The organism is Deltaproteobacteria bacterium (assembly GCA_013151915.1).
GTDB lineage: Bacteria > BMS3Abin14 > BMS3Abin14 > BMS3Abin14 > BMS3Abin14 > BMS3ABIN14.
This window is the reverse complement of record JAADHJ010000023.1, coordinates 41,623-66,037: the sequence shown is the minus strand read 5'-3', so window position 1 is coordinate 66,037 and position 24,415 is coordinate 41,623. Positions and strand designations below refer to the sequence as shown.

The window sequence follows — 24,415 nt, the reverse complement described above, 5'->3', positions numbered from 1 at the left end:
GAACATGGCGCCTTTTCCGGGAGGAGATTCTCCCCGTTCTGCCTGTCCACAAGTTGACCGGCATCTACAGCGAGCTTCAAGGTCGTCCGACCAATGCAAAACCGTGGGGTTCGTTCTCGCCCTTCAACCTTTTCTCAGTCTTATGATGATCCTTGAGATGTAACCAAGGTGTAATCCGGATAATGTACGATATTTTTCGCACGTTTGATTTCGGGGCACCCGGGGGGCTGGGATTCAGATTCAACGCTCAACGTTCAAGGTTCTTCGATACCTTAATGCGCCGGTGTTTCCATGCTTGCCGGGTCGAAGCTTTTGCGAAGACCGGTCCCCGCGTCAGCTTTTCTCTTCTCTGGACTCTGGACTCCCTGTCACGACATAGCTCGTAAGAGCGAAGTCGGATGGACCCTGGACTGTTTTATCCCGTTGAACGTTGGACCTGTTTCATCACGTTGGACTTTGGACGTTCGAAGAAAGAGCGATATTTTCCACATCATAATGGAAAACTCTTTGCGCATTTTGAATTGAAAGTGATTGGGAGTATAATAATTTGATAACCGGAAATATGATACAAAGCCGTGTCAACTGAACTTATCGTTGGTACTCAAGGACTAGATGAAGACACTTCACACCAATTAAAGACTTTATGACTGACAGAAATAAGGACAGATATGATGTTTCAGGACTTGTTGAGGCCCAATTTGAACCGGGTTCCATTAATCGAGTCCTCAAGAATCTACTTGGCATAACCAGCAAACCCGAGATGGACAGAACTGAAACCCTCGCGCTAGAGAGAACCGTTGATAAAGTCAAAGATATTTATGATGAAGCTCATCAATTCTCCCTTGAAGATATTCGAGACATTCATAAACTCTGGCTTTGTGACATCTACAAATGGGCTGGAAGTTACAGGCAGGTCAACATGAGTTCCGAGGGAATAACTTACGCCACAGCTGCGCAAATTCCTAAATTAATGGATGAATTCGGTAAAAATGTTCTGGAGAAACAAACCCCTTGCAACTTTGACTCAACTGACCTGATTACAAAAGCCCTCGCAGAGGTTCATACGGAACTTATCCTGATTCACCCTTTTCGAGACGGAAACGGCAGGATTGCCAGGCTTCTTTCCACCCTGATGGCGCTGCAGGCCAACATGCCGCTTCTCGATTTCAAACCAATGTTGAAAGACGATCGAAAAAATTATTACGCAGCAATTAAAGCGGGATTTGACAGGAACTATGAACCGATGGAAGAGATATTCAAACAGGTAATTAACCGGACTCTTTCCGGCCGCGCGAAGAGGATTTAGCTGATCCTCCGATGGCAGAATTGAGAGATCTTTTCAATGATGGCGTCAAGCTTCCCAATTCAACTGCTGTTGAACTGGATATATTAGTAACAAGATCCTTCTCGTAAAGTTTCTTGTCCCTCAGGTAAGGATTTGTCTGAGATAATGGCTTCTTTTTCATGATTTTATTCTACCATATTTCCACCTTTGCAACACCATTTGATTAAGCACCCGGCAACTCCTGGGGCAAAACCTCATATCCTCAAGGTTTTCCCATTTTGGTCCCTCTTTGCCTGTTAAAGGTGGCCTCCAAAACTTGGACAAGGGCATAAGATAGAAATTACACCAAAAGCAGGGACCGTGTCCAAGTCGAAGAGGAAGCCTGTTTTGATCCCCTCCACCCCCTTCATCCCTGTAAGACCGCCTTATTCATCCCTCGCTTATGACCTACTTTTCCTCTCTCTGGACTCTGGACTGTTTCATCACGTTGAACGTTGGACCTGTTTCATCACGTTGAACATTGAACGTTGAACCATGGTCCTGCCCCCCATTGACCCTGCATGAGCAATGTGGTCATAATGTCCCCATGAAAAAGCACATTTCCGAGGTCATCGAGGTCATCCGGAGAACCCCTGCCAGCAAGAGCATCAGGTTCCGGAAGCCGGACGGCTTCGGGTACGAGCCGGGGCAGTACAACATCTTCACACCGCTGCCCGACGAGTCCGACCTGTCCAAACCGCTCTCCTTCTCCTCCTCCCCGTCGGAACCGTTCCTTGAGGTCACCAAGAGGATATCCTCATCGGATTACAGCGCCGTCATGGACCGCGTGGTGAAGGGAAGCGGGGTCGCGTTCGCGGGCCCTGCAGGGCAGCTTACCTACAGGGGTGGAAACGGCCCGGTGGTGTTTATCGCGGGGGGGATCGGAATTACCCCCGTCAGGAGCATCCTGCGCTACCTGGAGGATACGGAGGTCCCGGAGGAACGCGTCCTTTTCTACGCCAATCAATGCCTGGAGGAGATAGCCTTCAGGGAAGAGCTGGAAAGGATGCGGGAGGAAAACCCTTTATTTGAGCTGGTCCATATTCTCCAGGACCCGCCGAAGGGTTGGAAAGGCCCCACAGGGTTTATCACCCCTGAGTTGATCGAAGGCCTCGTGACGGACGACGAGGCGGCCCGAACCATCTTCCTCTGCGGCCCTCCTCCCATGGTTTCTGCCCTGGAGAGCTTTCTCGTTGAACTCAGGGTTCCCCGTGAGAAGATCCGGAAGGAACAGCTTCTCGGGTACGAGACCCTGGTTTGAGTCCAGAGTCGAGAGTCCAGAGTCCAGAGAGGAGAAAAACAGACACGGGGAACAGAACGAAGAGAATGGATAAGGCAGTGCTGATTTAACAGGGATGAAGGGGATGGAGGAAAGCGACTCCCCTCACCCAAGTTGCTGTTGATCCTTGTTGCCCTGGATGAAAGTGAACTTTGATCCAGGGTGCAAGGATAACCAGCCGATTTCAAGGAAATCCCGCTCCGACCAGAGAGCGGTTGGGTGAGAGGATAGAATACATCATACCCTTCAAACTCCCCGACAAACCAATGCGCCTTATTGCGGTGAGCCGCTCCTTAACCCAAAGTTTTAAGATTTTCTCCGTAAAACCCTGTGGAGCAGCCTGCAAGCGGCTGTACTGTGGTAAAACTATGTACCCTGCCGCAATCCCCTACAGTTTGAACCTCAGGCTGGCACCAGCCACCATGTTCCGGCTGTCGGTATCGAAGGCCCCGCCAAGATCGATCTTGACGGCGAGAAGGCTGAACCCGACGCCCAGGTGAAGGACCTCAGGCGCCCCATCCAGGGCCATGTTCTTGCTGAACCCGCCCCTCAGCTTAAGGACCGGGAGTGCCAGTTCGGCTCCAACCGCCATCTCCCGGAACTTCGCCCCCGAGAAACTCTCCGTGGTGGACAGATCGAAGTCCCCCACCACATGCAGAAGCGCCATGTTTATGGAGACACCCGCCCGGTACCGTGTATCCGGCTCATAAGTGGACCCGTCGAAAAACTCGGCTTTCGGGGCCACGAGATCCCGCGCAACGATCCCGACGTCCACAAGGGGCGTCAGGCTGGTAAGAAAACCAACGTCCAGGGCCGTAGCGGTATAATCGTGTTCGCTCTGCTTTAACGTGTCCAGGTCGATATTTCCTGAGTTATTGAAGGCGGAAACGGTGTTGAAATAGCTGCTTCCGTTGATCTGCCTGAGGTTGGCTCCCAGGGTGAAGCCGGAAAACTCCCGGGCGGCGGAAAAGACCAGCTGACGGGCGTCAATACCCTTGAATTCGAGGGTTGATGAATTGTTGAGATAATCAGCGGCTGTGGATATATTAGATGTATCCATGGCGGTGATAACGGAAGCGTCGATGAGATCGGAATATCCCACACCCACCATGAGGCCAAAGGCCTTCAGAGCCACGGCTGCCCCGCCATACACCTCGGCGTCAACAGAGTTTTTTCCCGGCTGGTCCAGGGAGATGATGAGGTTGTCCATGGCAGCCAGGTCCGCTGAGGATGCCCCGGCAGCCCAGGTAGCAAGATCCTGTCCGCCTAACAGGGCGTCGATGCTGTCGAGCTTGTCCTGGATGCCGATGTGGTCATCGACACGGACGGTGGCGACCGGCACAACCAGTTCCAGATGGCCCCCTTTTGCAAGAAGCGCCGGATTATAGTTCACGGCCGAAATGCCCGAACCGCCGGCAACGTAAGCACCTCCCATACCCAGAGCGCGGACATCGGTATAGGGAAAGGGGAAGGCGTGGGCGGCGGACCCGACTCCCAATATCAGAAGTGCCGCCATCAGAAAAATAATATTCTTTTTCATCGCTTTTTCCTCCTTCGTGGCCATAATAGCCGGTAGAAAAACGGATCAACCGGATTCTGTCCTTGACAAACAAAAGATTTTCCCACTTTATGGGACGATATTTGTCACTTTAACATTAAAAAGGGTACTTTAGTTGCTTAAGATCGTCAACATGGGGGTAACACTGCAAAAATCCTGCCTTTTTTCCCTTCCATTCCCCAGGGATCACAACATTCCTTTCCCACACCGTGACCCGTGTGGATCATTTGGTGCGCGCCATGCCTGTTAAGAGAGAACACCCTGTTCAGATTCGCAACGTCATGACCTCAAACGTGGCGACGGTATCGCCACTCACGCCCCTTGTCACCGTGTGCAGAATGATGAGGAAAAGGAAAATATCCTGCGTTCTGGTCATGGATGGAAAGAAGATCCTGGGGATCATCAGCGAAAGGGATCTGGTGCGGACTATCTCCCGGAAGGGGGGAGACCTGATGGGAAGCAATGCCTCTGACGCCATGTCCTCTCCCGTCGAGACGCTGACCACCGATGTTACCCTGGAGAAAGCCGTACAGCTCATGCGCCAACAAGGGTATCGCCGATTTCCCATCCTGAACGAGGATGGCGCCCTTATCGGCATCGTCACCCGGTCCGACGTGCTCCGGACCTTCACGAGAGAACTGGAGATCGCGCACGAAGAGATGAAGGACCTGGCGATCCGGGATTATCTCACCGGCCTTTACAACAGGCGTTTTTTCATGGCCGTCATGGAAAAGGAGTTCTACAGGTCAAAAAGATATGATGTTCCCCTTTCATTGATCCTGCTCGATATTGACGACTTCAAGAAATTCAACGATCTTCACGGCCACCAGTATGGGGACCAGATTTTAATGACCCTTTCGGAGATCCTGAAGCGGCTTTCCAGGACGTCGGATATCATCTCCAGGTTCGGCGGAGAGGAATTTACCATCATCGTCCCTAAGGTAGAATCGAAGCAGGCCGCGTATTTTGCAGAAAGGCTGAGGGCCGCCCTTCAGGAAGCGGGCATCACTGTTTCTGTAGGGGTAATCTCCTTCCCCGAGGCGAATCTGAGATTTCCCGACGACTTGATCAGGAGGGCGGACGCAGCAATGTACTATGCAAAGGAACATGGGAAGAACAGGGTCAAGGTCTGGGACCAGGATATGGAAAAGATGAGAGATCCCGACTCCACGGATTGATGACCGCAAGACGGATCGGCCGACATCGCAGATTCCCGAGATACCGGTTGAACATGATGATTACATGAGAAAAAGAGGAAAACGGAATGGCACATGATGACAATGGACACACACTGGCGGTATTTGTCGATTTCGAGAATATAGCGCTCGGTTTCAAAGGAAAAATGAAGGGAAAGAAGTTCGACATCGAAAAGGTTGTGGAACGCCTGGTCGAGAAAGGAAAGATCGTCGTTAAGAAGGCCTACGCGGACTGGACCCGCTATGCGGAGTACAAGCACAGCCTCCACGAGGCCGGGCTTGAACTGATCGAAATTCCCAAAAGACAGATGGTCGGCAAGAACTCGGCCGACATCCGCCTGGTGGTCGACGCGTTGGACCTGTCCTGGGCAAAGGAACATATCGACACGTTTGTCATCGTTTCGGGTGATTCCGATTTTTCACCGCTCGTTTCCAAACTCAAGGAAAACGGCAAGAGGGTCATAGGCTTAAGCCTGCAGGATTCCGCATCCGCCCTTCTCACGGACAACTGCGACGAGTTCATCTTTTACGAGGAGCTGGATAATCCCGTAGGAATCCCCCCCAAACTGGGGGCATCCATACCCAAACAGCGCAAGGAGGTCTTACAGCTTCTGGCGGATTCCATCATCGCGCTGGTAAGGGAAAACAAGGAGATCCTCTGGTCCTCAATGGTGAAGGAGACCATGAAACGGAAGAGACCGGCTTTTTCCGAGTCCACCTACGGATACCGAACATTCAGCGAACTGCTCGAGGACGCCGAAAGACATGGGCTTATCAGGCTCAGGACGGATGAGAGGAGCGGGTCTTACATCGTGATCGGGTTCGGCAAGGAGCAGGCTGGAAACAGGTAATCTACAGGGACAAGGGCGGGATTCCTTCCTCGCTCCACCCCCGTTGCCTATAGTAGATATCCAGAATCTTCTCGTAATCTTCCCTGGACACTACACTCCCCTTCCGGGGTCCTGACGGCACAGGGTCATCAAATGTGCGCCTGGGCGGATAGTCGTCCTTGCGACCGATGCCGAGCCGGACGTTGATGGCGCGGGTCAGATTGAAGATATGGTTGGAGCACCGGGACAGGTCCTCCATGGACCTCTCCACCCCGGTGACGGCCGTGTAGAACCTCTGGTAATACTCCTCGGGAAAACCCAGCTCGATCCAGGGAAGGCGACAGACCCCCAGCATGTCGAAGAGGGGCCGGATGGTCTGATGGTAGATGACGAAATCCGCCTTTTCCTTGAACCCCCAGCCGGTGCCGTTCTCAAGTTCGGAAGCAACTGTCCACGACCTGGTGTGATGGGCGCCGATATCTGAGGTCCCATACCCCAGCGCCATGGAGATGGCCGCCCTGGCATCGTAGGCCGACTGTTCAAGCCCCTTGACATGGGACAGTATCCCATCCAGCCCCGGCCACCTGGCGATAATGGCCCTCGCCCCTCCTGCAAGGGTGTCGCCCACGCCGTCTCGGTGCGCTATCTTTTCAATGAGCTGCAGGATCGTCTCCTCATCACCCCAGGACAGCAGCATGCCGTCAAGATCTTCGGGCGTCACGACCCCTTTTTCCTGGCCCTCGATCATGGCGCCTACAATGGACCCCGATGAAATCGTGTCGAGTCCCAGGTCGTCGCAAAGGGAGTTGGCCTTCAGGATGCAGGCGAAGTTGGAAACCCCCAGGTTGCTCCCGAGCATCGCGGCAGACTCATACTCCGGTCCCTCGGTCACCGTACCCCGGTATTTGCCCTCCTTGACCAGGCAGACATTTCCACACGACATCGAGCATCCGAAGCACGCCGTGTCGCCGATTTTGTAGCGGTCTTCCATGACGTAGCCGTTCATCTTTTCAGCTCGATCGAAGGAGGTTTCCTGGAAATTCCTCGTTGGCAGAATTCCCATGGAGTTGGCATAATCGATCACCGACATGAGGCCCTGCTGCTGCCAGAACCGGAAAAGCTCATGGGACTTCAGCAGGTCATAGCCCTCGCGGGATATCCCAATCAGAGCATCGAGATCATGAACGGGCAGGTCCCTGGACCCGCGCACGGCTATGGCCTTTACGTTTTTCGACCCCATCACCGCGCCGATGCCTATGCGGCCGGCATTCCTGCTCCAGTCTGCGTTGACGCAGGAGAAAACGGCCTCGTTCTCTCCGGCCACACCGATGGAAGCGATTTTCATATCCTCGTCACCTGTCACCCCGCGGACCAAAGCTTCCGTCTCGATGGTGGTTTTTCCCCCGGCCTCCGGTATGGGGATGATCCTGACACGATCATCCTCGATGATCAGGGCCGAAAGCTCCGGGGCCCGGCCCCGAAGTACCACCGCGTCGTAACCCGCCTGGCGCAATTCCACGCCGAAAACGCCCCCCATGCTGCTGTCGCCGTAGATCCCGGTCGCCGGGGAGAGGGTGACGAAAGAGTTCTTTCCAGAGGCAGGTAGATACAGACCCGTAAAGGGCCCTGGGGCAACGACCAGGATGTTTTCCGGACCAAGAGGGTTAATCCGTCTGCGGGTATTTTTTACGTTATCGGCCACCAGACGGGCCCCGAACCCGCGGCCACCTATGTACTGGAGTGCGAAGTCCTCATCGACGGGTCGGATGGACGACTCGCCCCGGGAAAGATCAACCTCCAGAATTTTAAAAAAGTACCCGCCCTTAAGCTTCATCCTTCTTGCCCTTTTCTCTCGTATAATGGAGGACCTTCTTCTGACCTCCGTCCATATACTCCACCTTGCTCATCCTGGCGTAGTGCTTTGCGGTAGAGAGCCGGTGTGCCTGGCCCATGATATGTTTAGGATGGAACTTCAACGCCTCCTTGGGGCAGGCATCCACACACAACGGTGCGCCATCGCAGAGGTCGCACTTGAGGGGCCGATCAAGATCTTCGTGCAGGAACATTGCGCCGAATGGACAGGCCGTAATACACTGATTGCACGAGATGCACCTTTCCTCGTCCAGCCGCACAATACCATTCTCACGATAGATGGCGTGGGTCGGGCAGTTCTCACCGCACTTCGGCACCCCACACTGCCTGCACACGATGGGTATCCGTATAACAGGGTGGGGGTAGAGAACCATTACCCTCATCCTGCTTTTCTTGGGATTATTGACACCCTCCCGCCCGACGCTGCAGGCGAGTTCGCAGACCTTGCATCCTGAACATCTCTCAGGAATAACAGTCAACTGCATGGAGACCTCCGTACGATGGGGATGGACTTTTTACGACCATATCAACAATGATAAGCTATAATGGAGAAAACAGAATCCGTGTTCCGTATTCCAGCCTTTGGATGTCGGAACTGCCGAAGTCCAGGCCATGACAGGGAGAAAAATCATGGGCGACACAATCCTGATCTACGGAAAATCCACGTGACCTTACACCAATAAGGCCCGTGAGGCCTACAGGGCAAAGGGTGTGGAGGTGGATTATCGTGACGTACAGTCCAATCCCCGGTTTCTCGACGAAATGCTGAAGATCGGGGGCGGGAACAGGAGTGTTCCCCTCATCGTTGACCATGGAAAGGTAACGGTCGGCTACGGGGGCACCTGAGGGGTCTAGATAACCGGCGGGCGCCGGTTTAACCAGGTCCTTTAACGGGCGGCACCAGGATCGACTCCACAGGTTCCGACCCTATATTCCTCACCAGCACAAAACTCTTTATCAGGCTTTTGTTCACCGCCAGGAAGGAGTGATTGAGCTTCGCCTGGTCAAACACCTCGATAACGCTCGGGTCAATCAGTGTGTCAAGCTTCTCCGTCGTATTCCAGTCCGTGAGAACTCCCATGAAATCATGGCGCTGGGCAGGGATCAGTGCCCTTTCCAGGCACATTTCAACATCCTCGGCGATCTTCCTCACCGCAACAACCCCCGAGATTTTCTCCAGTGTAACCAGTTCCATGGAAACATAAAGGTTCACCTGGCTTCGTCTTTCGTATCTGGCCCTTTCCGACTTGGTGCTGTGGGGACACACGTAATCTCTTATTCCTACGATAAAATCCTTGTTGACGTGGTGACCGTCCACCGTTTTGATAATTTTCGACGGCCCGTTCAGAATCCTTATCAGTCCCTCTCCCTCGATCTTGGCGTGAAGAACCTTCCGGCGGTATCTTTTGATCTCCTCGTAGCCGAATACACCCATGGGATATTCCGGGAAGATGGAAATATATTTCGTGGGCTCAATGGACATCAAATCAGATCCAGGCGAAAATCGCCGCCCCGGTAACTACGAAAATCAACCCCCACAACCGCAGTCCCATCTCCGAAATGCCCAGCCATGTGGTGATCAGTGCCCGGACCGTCTGCTCATTACCTACCAGGAAGAAGACCCCTTTCCCGACAATCAGTATGCCCAGAAGAAAAAGGAACCAGACCACACCGCTCCAGAAGGAGGCTATGGTCAGCAAAACGCCAAAGACAGCGATGGAACCTCCCCATATCTTCAGATTGGCCTCCTCAGCAAACCACTGGAGAAATCCCTTTACCTTTTGGGTATGGAGAACCATGGCGCTACCGATGGCAATCCAGAGAACCGACACGACAAAAAGAAACCAGACCATTTCCATCCCCCCTGCTACTCTTTGGATTCAAAATCCATCACATCAATCCTCAGAGCCTGTTAATACCGCCTTTACCAAAGCCCCGTATTCCTGCAGTATATTTCCTTCACTACATGATACCCAAGAACAGTGGATCCAACAAGCTCATTTGACAAGATCTACTACAGTGGCGCCCCATCCCCCGCCGGATTCATCTGAATTTCTGAAGCCCCTTACAGTGGGCATACGGGCCAGGCGCTTCCGGACGGTATCCCTGAGGACCCCTTTTCCCTTGCCATGGATGATCCTGACCTCGAAAACTCCCTGTTCCCTGCAGGCGTTGATGTATTCCTCAACGACGCTGCTCACGTCGCACGGTTTGAATGCATGGAGATCGATAACACCGTCAACTGGAACCCTCGCAATACCGGGGAATTTTTCCTCCCCCTTGGGCGCTTTAAAATCTTCAGGCAATACGGAACCTCTCGATCAGGTCCCCCTCGGCCGCAGATGAATCCAGGATTTTTTCTGTACCATCAGGGGCCTTAACCCTCACAGGTGCATGACCCAGCTCAACCGCCTTGCTGTAGCGCACCGTAAAGGAGGCCGCGAGGATTATCTCATCAGGCAGGGCGGTCCCCTCCACAAGGGTTATCGGACCGGGGATATCATCCACCCTCAGATCATAATCGCCGGAAGAAAAAAGACTCTCCAGTTCCTCGTTGTCGGCATGGTGTCGCCCAATGATCACCTTGCTTCCACCGGGCATCCTGAAGTGCCTTCCAACCTTCAGCCGTTTGACGTCAAGGGGTGTGGCATCCGGGTTGTGGTCGAAAAGATCCTTGAGTCGAAGGGAAAACCCGGGATCAGTCAGCAAACACCCTCCGGCCGGTGACGGAAATTCATGGATGCCGAACGCCCTTGCCATTTCCATCTGTCGTTTTCGGGAACGTCCCTGAATATCCAGAAGCCTGGAACGGTCAACAAGCCCTGCCTTTTCCACATCCGTCTCAGGGAGGAGCCTGGCGGACATGGGTCTTAATATGAGTCCTTCACATCCGGAGGTGCTCTCAACAATGGCCAGCGCGCCGGCGTTCTGTGACATGGGCCTTTGCCCAAGTATCTCTCCGGAAAAGAGAAAATCCGCTCCCATTTTCTCAAGAAGTCCACCCGCTTTGCTGAACATCATGGCGTGGCAGTCTATGCATGGGTTCATGTTTTTGCCATATCCGTGGGAGGGGTTTTTAACCATGACCAGATGCTCATCGGTGATATCCAGGATGACATGACGGATCCCCAGGGACCTTGCAGCGTACTCCCCTTTCGCACTGCCGAAGAAGGGAGTTTGGAAGGTAAGTCCAATAACCTCGATCCCTTGATCCATGAGGACCATGGCAGAAAGCATACTGTCCAGCCCCCCCGATAGAAGACCTATGCCGCGGACATTTCCAGCGCTGTTTTTCCCAATAAGGCTCAACTCGACTCTCCTGCCTGAAGTAAACCGTTTCTTTCCCTTCCATATAGTCCAACATGCGGGACACCTAGTCAAGGGGTGCTTATGCCTCAGGTCGTCAGGGCATGACAGCGTCAGGGAGTCAGGGTATGGCGGCATTGCCCACACGGGAGACAAAAAAGCCCCGTGCCGGGTCGCCGGCACGGGGCTTTTTTGTTTGAATAATCGCCGGCGCTACTGTTTGGCTACAAAATCCTGGATCCACTTGGTGGAGACTGATTTCGGCCTTTCAATAGGTGCGCCCAGAGCCCTGTTTACGATAAGCTGAGAGGTCATTCCCATGGTGCGGGATACGCTGAACAGGACGGTGTAGTAGCTGAATTCCCTAATCCCGAAATGATAGACCAGTGCACCGGAGCCCGCGTCCACATTGGGCCACGGGTTCTTGGCCTTACCATGCTCCTTGAGGATGCCCGGTACGAGTCTGAAGAGCTTCTCAACCGTCTGGAAAACCGGATCCTCCGGGATATTATCTTTCCCGAACTGCAGTTGGGCGGTGTATCTGGGATCTGTAACCCTCAGGACGGCATGGCCGTATCCGGGAATCACCTTGCCTGCGTTCAGGTTGTCCCAGCAATATTCGGTAGCCTGTTCATCTGTGGGCACACCTCCGAATTTCTCCATCATCTTGAGGACGAAACTCAGGCACTCCTGGTTGGCCAGGCCGTGGAGGGGGCCTGCCAGGCCGTTGAGGCCGGCGGAAACTGCATAATAGGCGTCGGACAGGGCGGACCCCACCGTGTGGCACACATGGGCGCTGACATTGCCCCCCTCATGATCGCTGTGCAGGGTCAGGTAGAGCCGGAGCAGCTTGGCAAGCTTACCTTCCGGGTCGGGGACACCCAGCATCCTGGCGTAGTTGCCGCCCCAATCAAGGTTGGGATCCGGTGCGATACGCGGCCCTTTTTTGAACCTCATCCGGTAGATTCCTGCCGCAATTTCGGGAAGCACCGCCAGGAGATTCAGGGAGTCCTCCATAGTAGACTCCCAATACTCCGTTTTCTTGACTCCCGCGGCATAGGCCTTGGCGAACTGGGACTCCTTTTGCATGGAAATGATTGCAGCGCTGAGCATTGCCATGGGGTGGGAGTCATCGGGCATGGCCTCGAGCACGTCCCACACGTAGGAGGGGGTTTTTGCCCTCGCGGTCAATTCCTTCTGAAGGTCGGCCAGTTCCTCCGCATTGGGGAGTTCGCCTGTGACAAGGAGAAAAAAGATCTCCTCGGGGATCCTGTCGGTCAGCTCGCCCAGGGGAATGCCGCGGATAATAAGCCCCTGGTCCGGCTCAACAACGGAGGTGTCACAGATCATCCCTTTGATACCCCGCATTCCCCCGTAGGCCATGGCTACAGTGGCCTCCGAAAGGACGACATCCCCACGGGTTTTTACAAGGGTTCGGACTTCATCCCGGAGACCCGGGATCTGGCTTGCGAATTTCTCCTTTAGGCCTGCCATTTTCTTTCTCCTTTGCCGTAGGTAACTGTTACGGTTTTCTGAATGCCCCTAAAATACGGTACGATGATTACACCGAAAATTAAGGGCCATTATCCTCGAGAAAATTCAGGATGAACCGATATATGTGGTAACAAACGGACGTTTTTACTCCCTATCACACCTACATAAACATCCTGTATACAAAATACAGTATATCATAACCTGAGCGCAAGTAGTTTTTTGGCCGAGTAGTGATTTTTTTTACAGGTTTTTGGCAAAACCATATCTTGAGGGGGTCGTAAAAAGTCCAGCCATGGCTTTTTACTCCACGGAAAGCGAAAAATGTCATTTTTACTTCCCTTGCAAAGTCATCAATCTTGACGGCCGCCATCTCCTGTGCTTACCTCTAAAAACCGGGGTTGATACCTGACGGTTTTACGATCAGGAGGAAGTACATGAGCCGATTGGAGCCGGAGGAAAAGATTCCAAGAGACTTCTTGCGAGGTTGTCAAGGTTAGCAGGGCGGAGATTCCCCTTTATGGAACAAACATTCATCGTACCTGAGATCCAGTTTTTTACCCTGCTTACCATTGCCGCAGGCATAGCGGTAGCGGTGAAATATGTTCGGCTGCCATACACCATTGCCCTGGTGATCGGCGGATTGCTGGTCGGCATAACCGGCGTCAGTCCATACCTCCTCACCCAGGAACTCATCCTGTTCGTCTTTCTACCTCCCCTCCTGTTTGAGGGCGCGATACACTTCGAGCTTACCGGCCTGAAAAGAAACCTCCGCCCCATCGGCATCCTGGCCCTTCCGGGCCTTCTCATCGCGGCGTTTCTGTCAGGGTTCCTCATCCAGAAGATAACCGGGCTTCCCATGGCGACAGCCCTCCTGGTAGGGGTCATGATTTCCCCGACTGATCCCATTTCGGTTCTCGCCCTCTTCAAACGGCTTGGCGTTCCTCGAAGGCTTTCCATGATTGTGGAAGGCGAATCAGTTTTCAACGACGGGACCGGTATCGTCCTGTACGGTGTACTGGCCGGCATCGTTACTTCCGGGACCTTCAATCCGATCACTTCGGTGCTTCTCTTTTTCAAGGTGGTCATAGGCGGACTTGTGGTAGGCCTGATCCTGGGGCAGATAGCATTTCATATCCTCAAGAGGCTTGACGATCACGTCCTCGAGGTGCTCATTACCATTATCCTGGCGTATATTTCCTTTATCGTTGCGGAACACTCGCTGCACGTGTCCGGTGTCATGGCGGTAGTCGCGTGCGGGGTTGTAGTAGGCAACCAGGGCGCCCGTTACGCCATGAGTCCGACGACCCGCATCGCCATCAAGAACTTCTGGGAGATCGCCGCTTTTATCATCAACTCCCTCATTTTTCTTCTCATCGGAACCCGGATCCACCCCAGTGAACTCATTGCCATTTTTCCTTCCATTCTGGCGGTCTTCCTCGTGGTGGTCGCGGCCAGGGCCGTGGGTTGTTATCCTCTCATTGGAGCGCTGAATCTCATGGGGGAGAGGGTGCCGAGAAAATGGATTCACATCATCAATTGGGGCGGAATTCACGGATCAATCCCCATCGCCCTCGCCCTCGGTCTTCCGGCCATTGCTCAGCGTGACTACATCGTATCCCTGGTGTTCGGCGTGGTCTTTCTGTCTCTCACGGTTCAGGGGCTTACAATGGCCCCCCTGGTTCGTATCCTGGGCGTAGCGGACCGGGATCGGGCAACGGAGGCGTACGAACGCACGGTTGCCAGGTCTGTCCTTCTCAAGCGCGCCATAGAGGACCTGGGCCGGAGGAAAGATGAGGGCAGGATCTCGGAGGCCATCCACAAAAGGCTGTCCGAAGAACTGAAAGAGGAGCTCCAGACTATTCAGGCCAGGATGGAGAAACTGGAGCGCGCCCCTGCAGTTCAGTCATCCCTTGAGGAAAAGACCAGGCGATCCATCCTCATGCTTCAGAAAAGCACCCTGCTGGACATGGAGGTACAGGGGGAGGTGAGCCATGAAAATGCCTCGGATATTATCGCGGGCATCGACAAATCCCTGGAAAAAATCGAGTCCCTGGAAAAAACCGCCGCCAGGGAAACGACTGAAGACTGAATCAACACCACTGCCGTTTCCTTCATCAGGAAAGTGAAAATGACACTTTTCGCTTTCCGTGGAGTAAAAAGCCACGAATAGACTTTTTACGACACTATAAATAATGGGTTCATCCAGTTAATGCGTACCTTATATTATTTTGCTGTCATTGCGAGGAGTATCGAGGGAGACGAGAGTGACGCGGCAATCCCGGGCGGAGCTGAAAAGCCGGCGCCCTCCGGCCGCTATGGGATCGCTTCGCATAGGTTACAGCTCGCGATGACAGATGGCGGGATACGGTTCGCGATGACGAATGGTGGAGTATGATCCACTCCACATCCAGGTACTCGTTTCCCGGATGATCCAAATAATGTATAAACAGCTATGGACAGCCTGCCCCACAAGGAGTATTGGGACCTCTTCGGCAGCCTGATCGAGTCGGCGGATATGGGAGCCGTGGCCGGATTCTTTGGTTGGGTTTTCTACTGGCTGGATTTAGTGCCTGATCCAATAATCCACACCCACGTGCTTTCCGAGATCACCTTCCTCGTGGCGTTGTCGGCCGGGCTGATCGGAACGTGGATCATGGTACGCACAAAAAACAGGCTTGGAACCAAAAATGACCGGATCCTGCACATGTTTGAGATTTCCTATGCGATAATCGCCGGCCTTTCCGGTTTGATAGTGAACATGGTCCTTGCCCCGCACTAGGAGCCTGTCCGTTATTTATTACTTTAAAACCCTTCTTTAAAACCCTGCTTGCCAAGCCGATTTATCACGTTGAAGCCGAAGGTGGAGTTCATTCCCAAAGACGTATACGGAAGCTTTACGCGAAGGCTGGTGGAGCAGCCTTCAAACGGAACCCCTTGTAAGCCTGGCATATTTGGGAACCCACATCCTCGATTCCACTAACTCATCGATCATGTCCGGAGCCACCGTTTTTCCCGCGACACCCTGTTCAATGGCCGTTTCGGCTACCTCGGCTGCTACCCCCCTGCACAACGTTCTAAGCTCTGAAATGGGCGGATAGACACAATTTGCGTCGAGCCAATCCTTTGATACGAGTTCGGCCAGTTTAGTTCCAGCCGCCGTAAACATCTCATCGGTAATAATCTTTGCTCCCACAAGGATTGCCCCCAGCCCGATTCCGGGGAAAATATAAACATTGTTCCCCTGACCAATGACGTAAACCTTTCCCTTGTAGTGCACGTCCGTGAAAGGGCTTCCCGCCGAAACGATCGCTTTTCCATCGGTCCATCTGTAGATGTCCTCCGGGGTCGCTTCCGTTTTGTCCGTGGGGTTGGAAAGAGGAAAGATTACCGGTCTGTCCACTTTTTCGGCCATGGCCCTGACTATTTCCTCGCTGAAAGAACCCGCCACTCCGGAAAAACCGGCCAGGACGCTGATCCCGGCATTTCTGGCCACATCCAGGAGAGAAACCTCTCGGGGGTTATCCAGGGACCATCCCCGGGCAAAATCGGCGCTCCTGGAAAATTCCCTCTTGTACTCATCCACCCTTTCCCTTCCCTCAAAAACGACTCCCATCCTGTCTAGGACGTAAATCCTCGCTCCCGCCTCGTCCTTTGAAAGACCCTTCCCTATCAGGGCCGTTCGGATCTGCCTGGCGACCCCTATTCCCCCGGCGCCTGCCCCGAATACGGCGAACAGTTGATCGGTGAGTTTTTCCCCCTTGATTTTCAGTGCCCCTATGATCCCTGCGAAGGTCACCGCACCCGTCCCCTGGATATCATCGTTAAAGGAGGGGATTTCGTTTCTGTACCTCTGAAGGAGGGTAAAGGCATTCTGTTTGCTGAAATCTTCCCACTGGAGGATCGCGTTGGGAAATTTTTCCTTGACTCCTTTTACGAATTTATCCACGAAATCAAAATATTCGTCCCCGCTGAGTCTTTCCCTTCTTATCCCTAGATACAGGGGATCGTTCAGAAGCTCCTCGTTGTTCGTACCTACATCAAGGGTGACAGGGAGGCAGTTGGCCGGATGGATTCCCGCCGCTGCGACATAAAGGGATGATTTTCCCACGGGAATCCCCATCCCCCCAATCCCCTGATCCCCTATGCCCAGGATTCCCTCCGAGTCGGTTACCACGATCATCTCTATGTTCTTCCGGTCGGGAAAGGATTGGAAAATATCCTCAACCCGGTCGATGTTGTCGGGGAACAGGAATATCCCCCTTGTGAACCTGAAAATGTGGCTGAACATCTGGCAGGCGAGGCCTACAGTGGGGGTGTAGACAATGGGGACCATTTCATCGAGATGTTCCAGGAGAAGGGCATAGAAAAGTGTCTCATTTCTGTCCTGGAGCGCCCGAAGGTAGATATATTTTTCAAGGTCGGAGGTCTTTTGGGTAAATCCTTCGTATCTTCTGGCCACCTGCGTTTCAAGTGTTGAAGCGACGGAGGGAAGGTACCCGTCGAGGTTGAAAAGCTTTCGCTCCTCCAGGGGAAAGGCTGACCCTTTATTGAGAATGGAATTACGAAGAATTTCGTATCCTTCGGATTCAACACGGTAAACATCATCGCCGTTTTCGTCCTTGAATTTATGGTATCGCAGCATAATTTCCCCCTACGCGTTGAATGGGAATACCCGAAAATTTCTCAGCCATGTCATACATGACAACTATTTGCATGTAGTATACATGATTCCGCGCATGGGTATAAGAAATTTTTCACAACATTGATAGGATAGGATAGCAGGAAATCCAACTGGAGAAAAGAACGTTCAATGTTCAACGTCCAAAGCTCCGCCCGGGATTGCCGCGTCCCCTTCGACAAGCTCAAGGTCCTCGCAATGACAGTAAAATAATAAAGGTACGCATTGTTGTGATGAACCAGGATTTAAGGTTGGTAGGGTGGAACCGGGCGAATTGACTTCACCTGGCGGGGGAAGTCAATCTTTATCGCCGTGGTTTTCAGAAGGGGTTTTCCGGTTTGAGTGCCGGCCAACGGAATAAAGATGATAGGCACAGTCAGGGCCGACTATTTTACGGGCGGCGCTGTGGGAAACCCTGATCTCTCCACGGAGGATAAGGCTTCTGTAGAGATACCGGATGCGGATCTGCTCTGCCTTGGGACCCATTTTTTAATCATAACACAGAAAAAACAGGGCTGGAAAAGGTTAAAGATGGACATCCCGGATATCGGTCCTGCGAGAACATCAATAGACAGTTTAATCTTTATCCATCCCATGTTATGATAAGTATGCGAATAACAAGGGAAAAGGGATAAAAATGACTCAGATTTGGGACCAAGGAGTCGGACCTTGACCGCCGGGCCTGACGTTATCCGAGCATATGGGGATGGTACGGCAACCGACCATCAATCCATGGGTCTTCGCTCAGCCCGCCCGCTGCCCTCCCGAATCTACGGGCGGCTTCAATATCTGGATTGACCCAGCGGCGGATAATGATTAAAGAAGCTTCTCATCGAATCCTACCTTTTCTCAGAAAATTACATTTGAACGAGCGGGTCTATCTCTCGATAGTCGCTATTATCATAGGGCTTCTCTCCGGTTACGGTGCTGTTCTCTGCCGCCTCGCCATCAAGGCGGCACAATTCCTTTTTTATCAGAACACCAACGATATTCTGACCTTTCATCGAACTCTGCCCATTTATCTGAAGATAGGCCTGCCTACGCTGGGAGGTCTGGTCGTTGGCCCCCTTATCTACTTCGGGGCGCGTGAAGCCAAAGGCCACGGTGTGCCGGAGGTCATGGAAGCCGTTGCCATAAAAGGCGGGCGGATTCGCCCGAGGGTGGCGCTGGTCAAAATCCTGGCCTCAGCCATAACCATCGGTTCCGGCGGGTCCGTGGGGCGGGAAGGCCCCATGGTGCAGATCGGCTCATCCATCGGATCAACCATCGCCCAGATACTGAGAGCGCCTTCCCTCCGGCAAAGAACCTTCGTTGGCTGTGGCGCTGCCGCGGGAATCGCCGCCACCTTTAACGCGCCGATCGCCGGGGCGCTCTTCGCCGCGGAGATTATCCTCGGCGATTTTGGAATCTCCACCTTTTCCCCCGTTGTACTCTCATCGGTAAGCGCTACAATTGTCTCGCGTCACTATTTTGGTAATTTCCCGGCCTTTATCATTCCAACCTACAAACTGGTCTCCTTGTGGGAATACATCTTCTATCCCATCCTCGGCATCGTGGCCGGGTTCGTCGCATTGTTGTTTATTGTTGTCCTGTATAAATTCGAAGATAGTTTTGACGCGATGAAGATTCCGGAGTATTTCAAGCCCGCCCTGGGCGGGCTTTTTCTCGGATGCATTCTTGTGCTCTGGCCCAATGTATTCGGGGTGGGTTATGGGTCCATCAACCTGGCGCTTAAAAATCATTTGTCGGCCGTGTTTCTCCTGGGACTTGTCTTTTTAAAAATCCTCGCCACCTCGATTACCCTCGGCAGCGGCGCTTCAGGCGGGATATTCGCACCTTCACTGTTTATCGGCGCCATGACGGGCGGCTTTTTCGGGTGGGGCGTGCATACGCTCTTTCCCATGATCACTGGTGATTCAGGCGCATACGCCCTGGTGGCCATGGGGGCGGTGGTTGCCGGGACCACACATGCGCCCATTACAGCCATCATTATCATCTTCGAATTGACGGCCAGTTATCAGATCATGCTTCCCCTCATGTTCGCCTGTATTATCAGTACGTTAATCGCCTCTTCCTTGAAACACGGATCCATCTATACCCTCAAGCTGTCCCGTCGTGGCGTAAGGCTTCTGCAGGGTTGGGAACAGAGTATTATGCAGGCCATCAAGGTGAAGGATATAATGTCCGACCATGTGGTGGCCATCCCGGAAAGCATGCCTTTGGATGAGGTTATCAACTCCCTGAAAACACAGAACGTTTCCTATCTGCACGTTATTGATAAGGACAACAACCTTACCGGAATCATATCCTTTCGCGACATCCGGGCCACGCTTCAGGAGGAAACCCTCAATGGTCTGGTAATCGCCAGGGATGTGGCAACGATACATATCTATACCATACGTCCCACGGACAGCATTCTGCGTGCCTTCCAGGACATGGGCAGCACCGGAATTTCCCAGCTGCCGGTGGTGGCCGAGAATGACAGCAGGAAGGTCATCGGTACGGTCAGTCAAAGGGATGTGATGGCGGCTTATGATAAGGCGGTGTTGAACCGTGAAATTGATGGGTATTGATAATCGTTTCATCAAAAGGAAAAAGAATGTCATGTGTTTTCACCGCGAGGAGCCGATTTGAAACCCGAACGGATTATCATCCACGTGGATATGGACGCGTTCTACGCCTCGGTGGAGCAGATGGACCACCCCGGGTTGGTCGGAAAACCGGTCATCGTAGGCGCCGACCCCAAAGAGGGGAAAGGACGTGGAGTGGTTTGCGCCTGCTCCTACGAAGCCCGCCGTTTCGGCATCCACTCGGCCCTCCCCATTTCCCGGGCGTGGCGCCTCTGCCCTACGGGGATTTTCGTGCGGCCCCGTATGTCCCGCTATCAGAATATCTCCGACCGGATTTTCCGTAAGTTCATGGAGTTCACCGATATGGTGGAACCGCTGAGCATCGACGAGGCATTTCTGGATGTCACAGGGTCGGTGCGTCTGTTCGGCGACGGTCAGGCCATGGCCCGCCGGATCAAGGAACGCATCAGGAGCGAAACAGGTCTTGTCGCCTCCGTGGGGGTAGCCCAAAATAAATTCCTGGCCAAGGTTGCTTCTGACCTGGAAAAACCCGACGGCCTGGTGGTTGTGGAACCCGGCAGTGCCCGAGCCTTTCTGGACCCCCTTTCCATAAGACGGTTGTGGGGGGTTGGAGAAAAGACGGCTGAAAAACTCATGAAGAAAGGGTTGCGCACCATCGGTGACGTTGCCCGGTTGGATAGAAAATCCCTGTGTACCCTACTTGGGGATCATGGAGCTTCTCTGCACCATCTCGCCCGCGGCGAGGACGACAGGCCGGTTATCCCGTACTCCACCCCAAAAACCATCGGCAACGAGGAGACCTTTTCCAAAGACACCGCCGACCGCGAGGCGATCCACTCCACGCTGCTTCGCCTCTGCGACAAGGTGGGCGGAAGGCTCAGGGCCAAACAGTTGAAAGCTTCCGGCCTGACATTGAAATTTCGGGACGAGTCGTTTTCAACCACCACCAGGTCGATGCTCATGGATCAACCATCCGATGTGACCCGTGATATTTACAGGCACGCTCTGGATCTGCTGGACAGGACCGGGTGGCACGGCGAACGGAAGGTACGCCTGATCGGTATTACCGCCCACCGGCTGTGGGAGGATGGAACCGATTCCGAACAGCAGCTCGGCCTCTTCCAGAAAGCTTTTGACAATAAAAAGCTTCGTCAGGCCGAGACCGCGGTGGACGCCATCCGGAAACGGTTCGGTACCGACGCGGTAACAAGAGGGACCGCGAATAAGGGGCGAATATGGAAGTAATGGAGTATCCTGGACCAACGTTCAAGGTTCAACGGGACAAAACAGCCAGATACACATTCCCAGGATGAACCAAGTTATTAAATTGTCGATGCACTTTCCAACAACTTTACAACTTAACTACGTCCCCCAACGGCGTATTTTCCCCCAGTCAAGGTCCTCACGGGGGTGGGGTGGCCTGCTTTCGGCGGGATACCCTATCCCGACAATGCACTCAACCAGATAGTGCCCGGGGATCCCCAGTACCTCCCTGACGTGCTCCCCGGCAGGCTTTCCCCCGCTGTGCCGTCTCATCCTTATCTGGCACCAGCAGCTTTTCAGACCGATGGATTCAGCTGCATACTGGAGGGTAATGGCGGCGATAGAACAGTCCTCGATGCACGTGTCAGACTTGTCCGTGTTACCCAGAATAACCACGGCCAGGGGTGCTCCGGCCAGAAATTCGGACCCGTGTTTTTTCGACCGGCCGAGTTTACGAAGGGTGTCAGCGTCGTTAACGAAGATAAATTCCCATGGGTTTATGGAACGGGAGGTAGGACACCGCACAAGCGCTTCCTCGAGAATCTCCACCTTATCCCTCTCGATCATCCGGTCTTCAAACTTCCTCACGCTCCGCCTGGTCCTTAATATATTGATCATTTCGTTATCTCCACGGAGTTAGGATGAACCGCAATTCATACCCTGACGCCATCGCCTATTTACCGGTTCGACGCCTCACGGTCACCGTCTTCCCGGCAATTCCCCAGTTATCGGTATCAACTTCATCGATGACCACCACAATAGTTGCGGGATTTTTACCAAGAACGTCGACCAGCAAATCTGTAGCTCCTTCGATTAATTTGGCCTTCTGCTCAGCGGTTGCGCCTTCGCGCGTGATCTTGATGTTGACATAAGGCATTCTGAAACCTTCCTTTCAGTTTAGTTCATTCGGCTAATGCGTACTTTTATCTTCGTCCCGTCATTGCGCTTGTCCCGCCATCCTGTCACACCATAGCTAATTGAGCAAAGGCGGAAGCCAATAATTCAGCTTTACCCTGTGGAACGGCCTGCGAAGGGCCGTACTGTGATAAAAACCTTGGCACTTCTTTGCTTTGCGTCCTTGGCCTGTCCCGAGCCTGTCGAGGGACGTCTTGAGTGAGTCACAGACCTGGAGCTTGTCGAAGGGGGAAACGAACGGGCGTGAGACAAAACATCAGGTGCTCACTTCCAGGATGAATATAAAAAAGAGCCCACCCATTGCAGGGGGGGCTCTTTTATTATACGTGGCGCGCGATGGGCGACTCGAACGCCCGACCTTTGGCTCCGGAGGCCAACGCTCTATCCAACTGAGCTAATCGCGCATCGAAGGTTTCAGAGGCATAACACCACTGTTTTTTTTCGTCAAGGTTGATGACTTCGCAGGTTGATACTTTCGCAAGGAGTCATCAACGCGCCCACTGAGGGGCGCTCAAATCGAAGATTTGTGAGGAAAGTGAAAATGACACTTTTCGCTTTCCGTGAAGTAAAAAGCCATTAATGGACTTTTTACGACCAAATCAATGTTGGTGATGGTGGACAGTGGATCAGGTGGAGGCGAGCCTGCTGCGGACCGACTCGAGTTTACCCTCCGCCGTGGAATCCTTGTCCCTGCGATCATCGATGGCAACCTTGGTGTAGACCCTGACTGCCCCCTGATTGATGGTCACACGGTGAAGCATACGGACTACATCCAATATCTCATCCAGGCTGCCCTCGATGACGGTGCCCATGGGGGTCAGGGTGTAGGTTACCCCGGAATCCTCCAGTGCTCTGACGCATTCAGCAACATACCCGCTGAGGCTTGGGCTGCCCGTCCCAAGGGGAATGACGCTTATTTCTGCAATAGCCATGGCAAACCTCCGAAATCCAAGGAATGTGGATGGACTTTTTACGACCCTATCAATATTGAACCTTGGTCCCTGGACGCTGGACCTCGAGTTCCAGGTTCCTCGATACTCCCCTACTCCGCCACTCCCATACATGTTCCACCCAGAACGCCCGAAGGCCCTGCCGGATGGGGAGTGCCTCCCGGCAACCCGGAGTCAGGGGATTCGAGATTCTCAGGCGCCTTTACCGGTCCCTTGTCCGGGGACAGGTGGTCCGTCAGCGCTCCAAGGCCATTACTTTCGAGAAGGTCCTTGAGCGCCGTTTCCGCCTCCGGCGTCCTGCCGTTCTTAAAGAAGTAATCCTCCAGGGCCATCAGCGGATCGGCGTAGCCGGGGTCGCGCTGGAGCGCTATAATCCAGCGGTCCCGGGCCTTATCTTTCATCCCCCTCTTTACAAGCTGCTTCCCCAGGTTGAAATAAAGGAGGGCGTTGTTCTTGGGCTTGAAGACGGCCTCCCACTCCTTTTTCTCCTTTTCCACCTCCTCTTTCGATTTACCTATACCCAGTTCCTGCTCCAAGGCCTCCTTCAGATCAAGGGGGGCGCCGGTGGAAAAACTGCCTCTCTTAAAGACAAGCTTTCCGTCGCTGTGAAAAAAGAGGGTTGTGGGCAGAACGACAACCCCGATCTCATTATACAGCTCCAGACCCGTATCCACATACACCGGAAGCCCAACATTATTCTCCTCGATGTAATCCTTCACAGCCTGAAGTTCAGCAGCTCCCATCTTCTGATGGTCGGCGTTAACCGCAATAACCGTAATGGGCTGATCCTTGTATTCCTCCGCGTACTTCTCCCAAGTTGAGAGGGCCGGCCTGGATCTTGGGTTCCATGTCGCCCAGTAGACCAGGACAGTAATCCCCTCTTTCGCCGGGATTGTCATCTTCTCCCCGGCCAGGGTTTTGATGGTCCTGGGTGATATGCTGTCCCCTACATTAATGCCCCGCATGGGCTCGGCCCGCACCGGGACGAGCAGCGAGGCGGTAATAAAGACCATGACGGCAAGAGAAGCCGTGGGCCACCTGGAGTTTCGTGGCATTATAGTGTCAACTTTCCTTCATGAATGCGGGGCATTTTATTACTATATCAGTTTAACAGGGTCGTAAAAAGTCCTTCCACGGCTTTTTACTCAACGGAAAGCGA

Annotated in this window: 24 protein-coding genes and 1 tRNA gene; 11 read left to right on the top strand and 14 right to left on the bottom strand. The window is 53.4% G+C overall.

All coding sequences use genetic code 11. The features are described from left to right. Positions 1–643: 643 nt before the first annotated feature. Both GXP52_05210 and GXP52_05205 read left to right on the top strand, forming a co-directional pair. The gene (locus GXP52_05210) at positions 644–1,306 is read left to right on the top strand and encodes a Fic family protein (protein ID NOY86680.1); all 663 of its coding nucleotides are present in this window, start codon (positions 644–646) and stop codon (positions 1,304–1,306) included. Between the two features lie 565 nt (positions 1,307–1,871). After that, entirely contained in the window at positions 1,872–2,585 is a 714-nt protein-coding gene (locus tag GXP52_05205) for a hypothetical protein (GenBank protein ID NOY86679.1), read from the top strand. 406 nt (positions 2,586–2,991) lie between these two features. Here the strand turns inward: GXP52_05205 and GXP52_05200 are convergent, their stop codons facing one another. Then, the gene (locus GXP52_05200) at positions 2,992–4,143 is read right to left on the bottom strand and encodes a hypothetical protein (GenBank protein NOY86678.1); all 1,152 of its coding nucleotides are present in this window, start codon (positions 4,141–4,143) and stop codon (positions 2,992–2,994) included. 257 nt (positions 4,144–4,400) lie between these two features. Here GXP52_05200 and GXP52_05195 point away from each other — a divergent pair, with 257 nt between their 5' ends. Next, positions 4,401–5,339 (top strand): diguanylate cyclase, encoded by a 939-nt coding sequence (locus GXP52_05195; GenBank protein NOY86677.1) that lies wholly within the window; start codon positions 4,401–4,403, stop codon positions 5,337–5,339. A gap of 86 nt (positions 5,340–5,425) precedes the next feature. Then, on the top strand, positions 5,426–6,208 hold the full coding sequence (locus tag GXP52_05190; GenBank protein ID NOY86676.1) for an NYN domain-containing protein: 783 nt from the start codon (positions 5,426–5,428) through the stop codon (positions 6,206–6,208). A 1-nt stretch (position 6,209) separates the two neighbouring features. Here GXP52_05190 and GXP52_05185 read toward each other — a convergent pair whose 3' ends face one another. Further along, positions 6,210–8,021, bottom strand: a complete 1,812-nt coding sequence (locus GXP52_05185) for an aldehyde ferredoxin oxidoreductase family protein (GenBank protein ID NOY86675.1) — start codon at positions 8,019–8,021, stop codon at positions 6,210–6,212. Then, on the bottom strand, positions 8,011–8,544 hold the full coding sequence (locus GXP52_05180) for a 4Fe-4S dicluster domain-containing protein (protein ID NOY86674.1): 534 nt from the start codon (positions 8,542–8,544) through the stop codon (positions 8,011–8,013). The genes GXP52_05185 and GXP52_05180 overlap by 11 nt, the downstream gene beginning before the upstream one ends. Positions 8,545–8,689: 145 nt before the next feature. On the opposite strand from GXP52_05180, the gene GXP52_05175 reads away from it, so the two are divergent. Next, entirely contained in the window at positions 8,690–8,905 is a 216-nt protein-coding gene (locus tag GXP52_05175; GenBank protein ID NOY86673.1) for a glutaredoxin family protein, read from the top strand. A 28-nt stretch (positions 8,906–8,933) separates the two neighbouring features. On the opposite strand, the gene GXP52_05170 is transcribed toward GXP52_05175, so the two are convergent. The 5 genes from GXP52_05170 to GXP52_05150 form a co-directional block, all read right to left on the bottom strand. Continuing rightward, on the bottom strand, positions 8,934–9,542 hold the full coding sequence (locus GXP52_05170) for a hypothetical protein (protein ID NOY86672.1): 609 nt from the start codon (positions 9,540–9,542) through the stop codon (positions 8,934–8,936). A 4-nt stretch (positions 9,543–9,546) separates the two neighbouring features. Then, on the bottom strand, positions 9,547–9,912 hold the full coding sequence (locus tag GXP52_05165; GenBank protein ID NOY86671.1) for a hypothetical protein: 366 nt from the start codon (positions 9,910–9,912) through the stop codon (positions 9,547–9,549). Between the two features lie 144 nt (positions 9,913–10,056). Further along, positions 10,057–10,365 (bottom strand): Smr/MutS family protein, encoded by a 309-nt coding sequence (locus tag GXP52_05160; protein NOY86670.1) that lies wholly within the window; start codon positions 10,363–10,365, stop codon positions 10,057–10,059. Then, positions 10,358–11,368: a tRNA 4-thiouridine(8) synthase ThiI gene (locus GXP52_05155; protein ID NOY86669.1), complete on the bottom strand. Its 1,011-nt coding sequence runs from the start codon at positions 11,366–11,368 to the stop codon at positions 10,358–10,360. Before GXP52_05155 ends, GXP52_05160 begins: the two co-directional genes overlap by 8 nt. 210 nt (positions 11,369–11,578) lie before the next feature. Beyond that, a complete protein-coding gene (locus GXP52_05150) occupies positions 11,579–12,859 on the bottom strand; it encodes a citrate (Si)-synthase (protein ID NOY86668.1) in 1,281 nt (426 codons plus the stop codon). Positions 12,860–13,376: 517 nt separating this feature from the next. On the opposite strand from GXP52_05150, the gene GXP52_05145 reads away from it, so the two are divergent. The 3 genes from GXP52_05145 to GXP52_05135 all read left to right on the top strand — a co-directional run bounded on the left by GXP52_05145 (position 13,377) and on the right by GXP52_05135 (position 15,638). Continuing rightward, positions 13,377–14,948, top strand: coding sequence for a Na+/H+ antiporter (locus GXP52_05145; protein ID NOY86667.1), 1,572 nt, complete (start codon positions 13,377–13,379; stop codon positions 14,946–14,948). Positions 14,949–15,068: 120 nt separating this feature from the next. Beyond that, positions 15,069–15,254, top strand: coding sequence for a hypothetical protein (locus tag GXP52_05140; protein ID NOY86666.1), 186 nt, complete (start codon positions 15,069–15,071; stop codon positions 15,252–15,254). Between the two features lie 57 nt (positions 15,255–15,311). After that, positions 15,312–15,638, top strand: coding sequence for a hypothetical protein (locus tag GXP52_05135; protein ID NOY86665.1), 327 nt, complete (start codon positions 15,312–15,314; stop codon positions 15,636–15,638). A gap of 141 nt (positions 15,639–15,779) precedes the next feature. Here the strand turns inward: GXP52_05135 and GXP52_05130 are convergent, their stop codons facing one another. Beyond that, a complete protein-coding gene (locus GXP52_05130; GenBank protein ID NOY86664.1) occupies positions 15,780–17,501 on the bottom strand; it encodes an NAD-dependent malic enzyme in 1,722 nt (573 codons plus the stop codon). Positions 17,502–17,879: 378 nt separating this feature from the next. Between GXP52_05130 and GXP52_05125 the strand changes: the two genes are divergently transcribed. The 3 genes from GXP52_05125 (at position 17,880) to dinB (ending at position 21,373) form a co-directional block, all read left to right on the top strand. Beyond that, entirely contained in the window at positions 17,880–18,140 is a 261-nt protein-coding gene (locus tag GXP52_05125; protein NOY86663.1) for a hypothetical protein, read from the top strand. Positions 18,141–18,349: 209 nt separating this feature from the next. Next, the gene (locus GXP52_05120; protein ID NOY86662.1) at positions 18,350–20,110 is read left to right on the top strand and encodes a chloride channel protein; all 1,761 of its coding nucleotides are present in this window, start codon (positions 18,350–18,352) and stop codon (positions 20,108–20,110) included. A gap of 90 nt (positions 20,111–20,200) precedes the next feature. Beyond that, positions 20,201–21,373, top strand: a complete 1,173-nt coding sequence (gene dinB, locus GXP52_05115; GenBank protein NOY86661.1) for a DNA polymerase IV — start codon at positions 20,201–20,203, stop codon at positions 21,371–21,373. Positions 21,374–21,490: 117 nt separating this feature from the next. On the opposite strand, the gene GXP52_05110 is transcribed toward dinB, so the two are convergent. The 5 genes from GXP52_05110 to GXP52_05090 all read right to left on the bottom strand — a co-directional run bounded on the left by GXP52_05110 (position 21,491) and on the right by GXP52_05090 (position 24,311). Then, complete coding sequence (locus GXP52_05110; GenBank protein NOY86660.1) at positions 21,491–22,009, bottom strand: NAD(P)H-dependent dehydrogenase/reductase; 519 nt, start codon at positions 22,007–22,009, stop codon at positions 21,491–21,493. A 55-nt stretch (positions 22,010–22,064) separates the two neighbouring features. Next, positions 22,065–22,268, bottom strand: coding sequence for a 4-oxalocrotonate tautomerase family protein (locus GXP52_05105; protein ID NOY86659.1), 204 nt, complete (start codon positions 22,266–22,268; stop codon positions 22,065–22,067). 365 nt (positions 22,269–22,633) lie between these two features. Beyond that, a tRNA-Arg gene (locus tag GXP52_05100) sits at positions 22,634–22,710 on the bottom strand. A 222-nt stretch (positions 22,711–22,932) separates the two neighbouring features. Beyond that, a complete protein-coding gene (locus tag GXP52_05095; protein NOY86658.1) occupies positions 22,933–23,238 on the bottom strand; it encodes an MTH1187 family thiamine-binding protein in 306 nt (101 codons plus the stop codon). 110 nt (positions 23,239–23,348) lie between these two features. Continuing rightward, on the bottom strand, positions 23,349–24,311 hold the full coding sequence (locus tag GXP52_05090) for a redoxin domain-containing protein (GenBank protein NOY86657.1): 963 nt from the start codon (positions 24,309–24,311) through the stop codon (positions 23,349–23,351). Positions 24,312–24,415 lie beyond the last annotated feature (104 nt).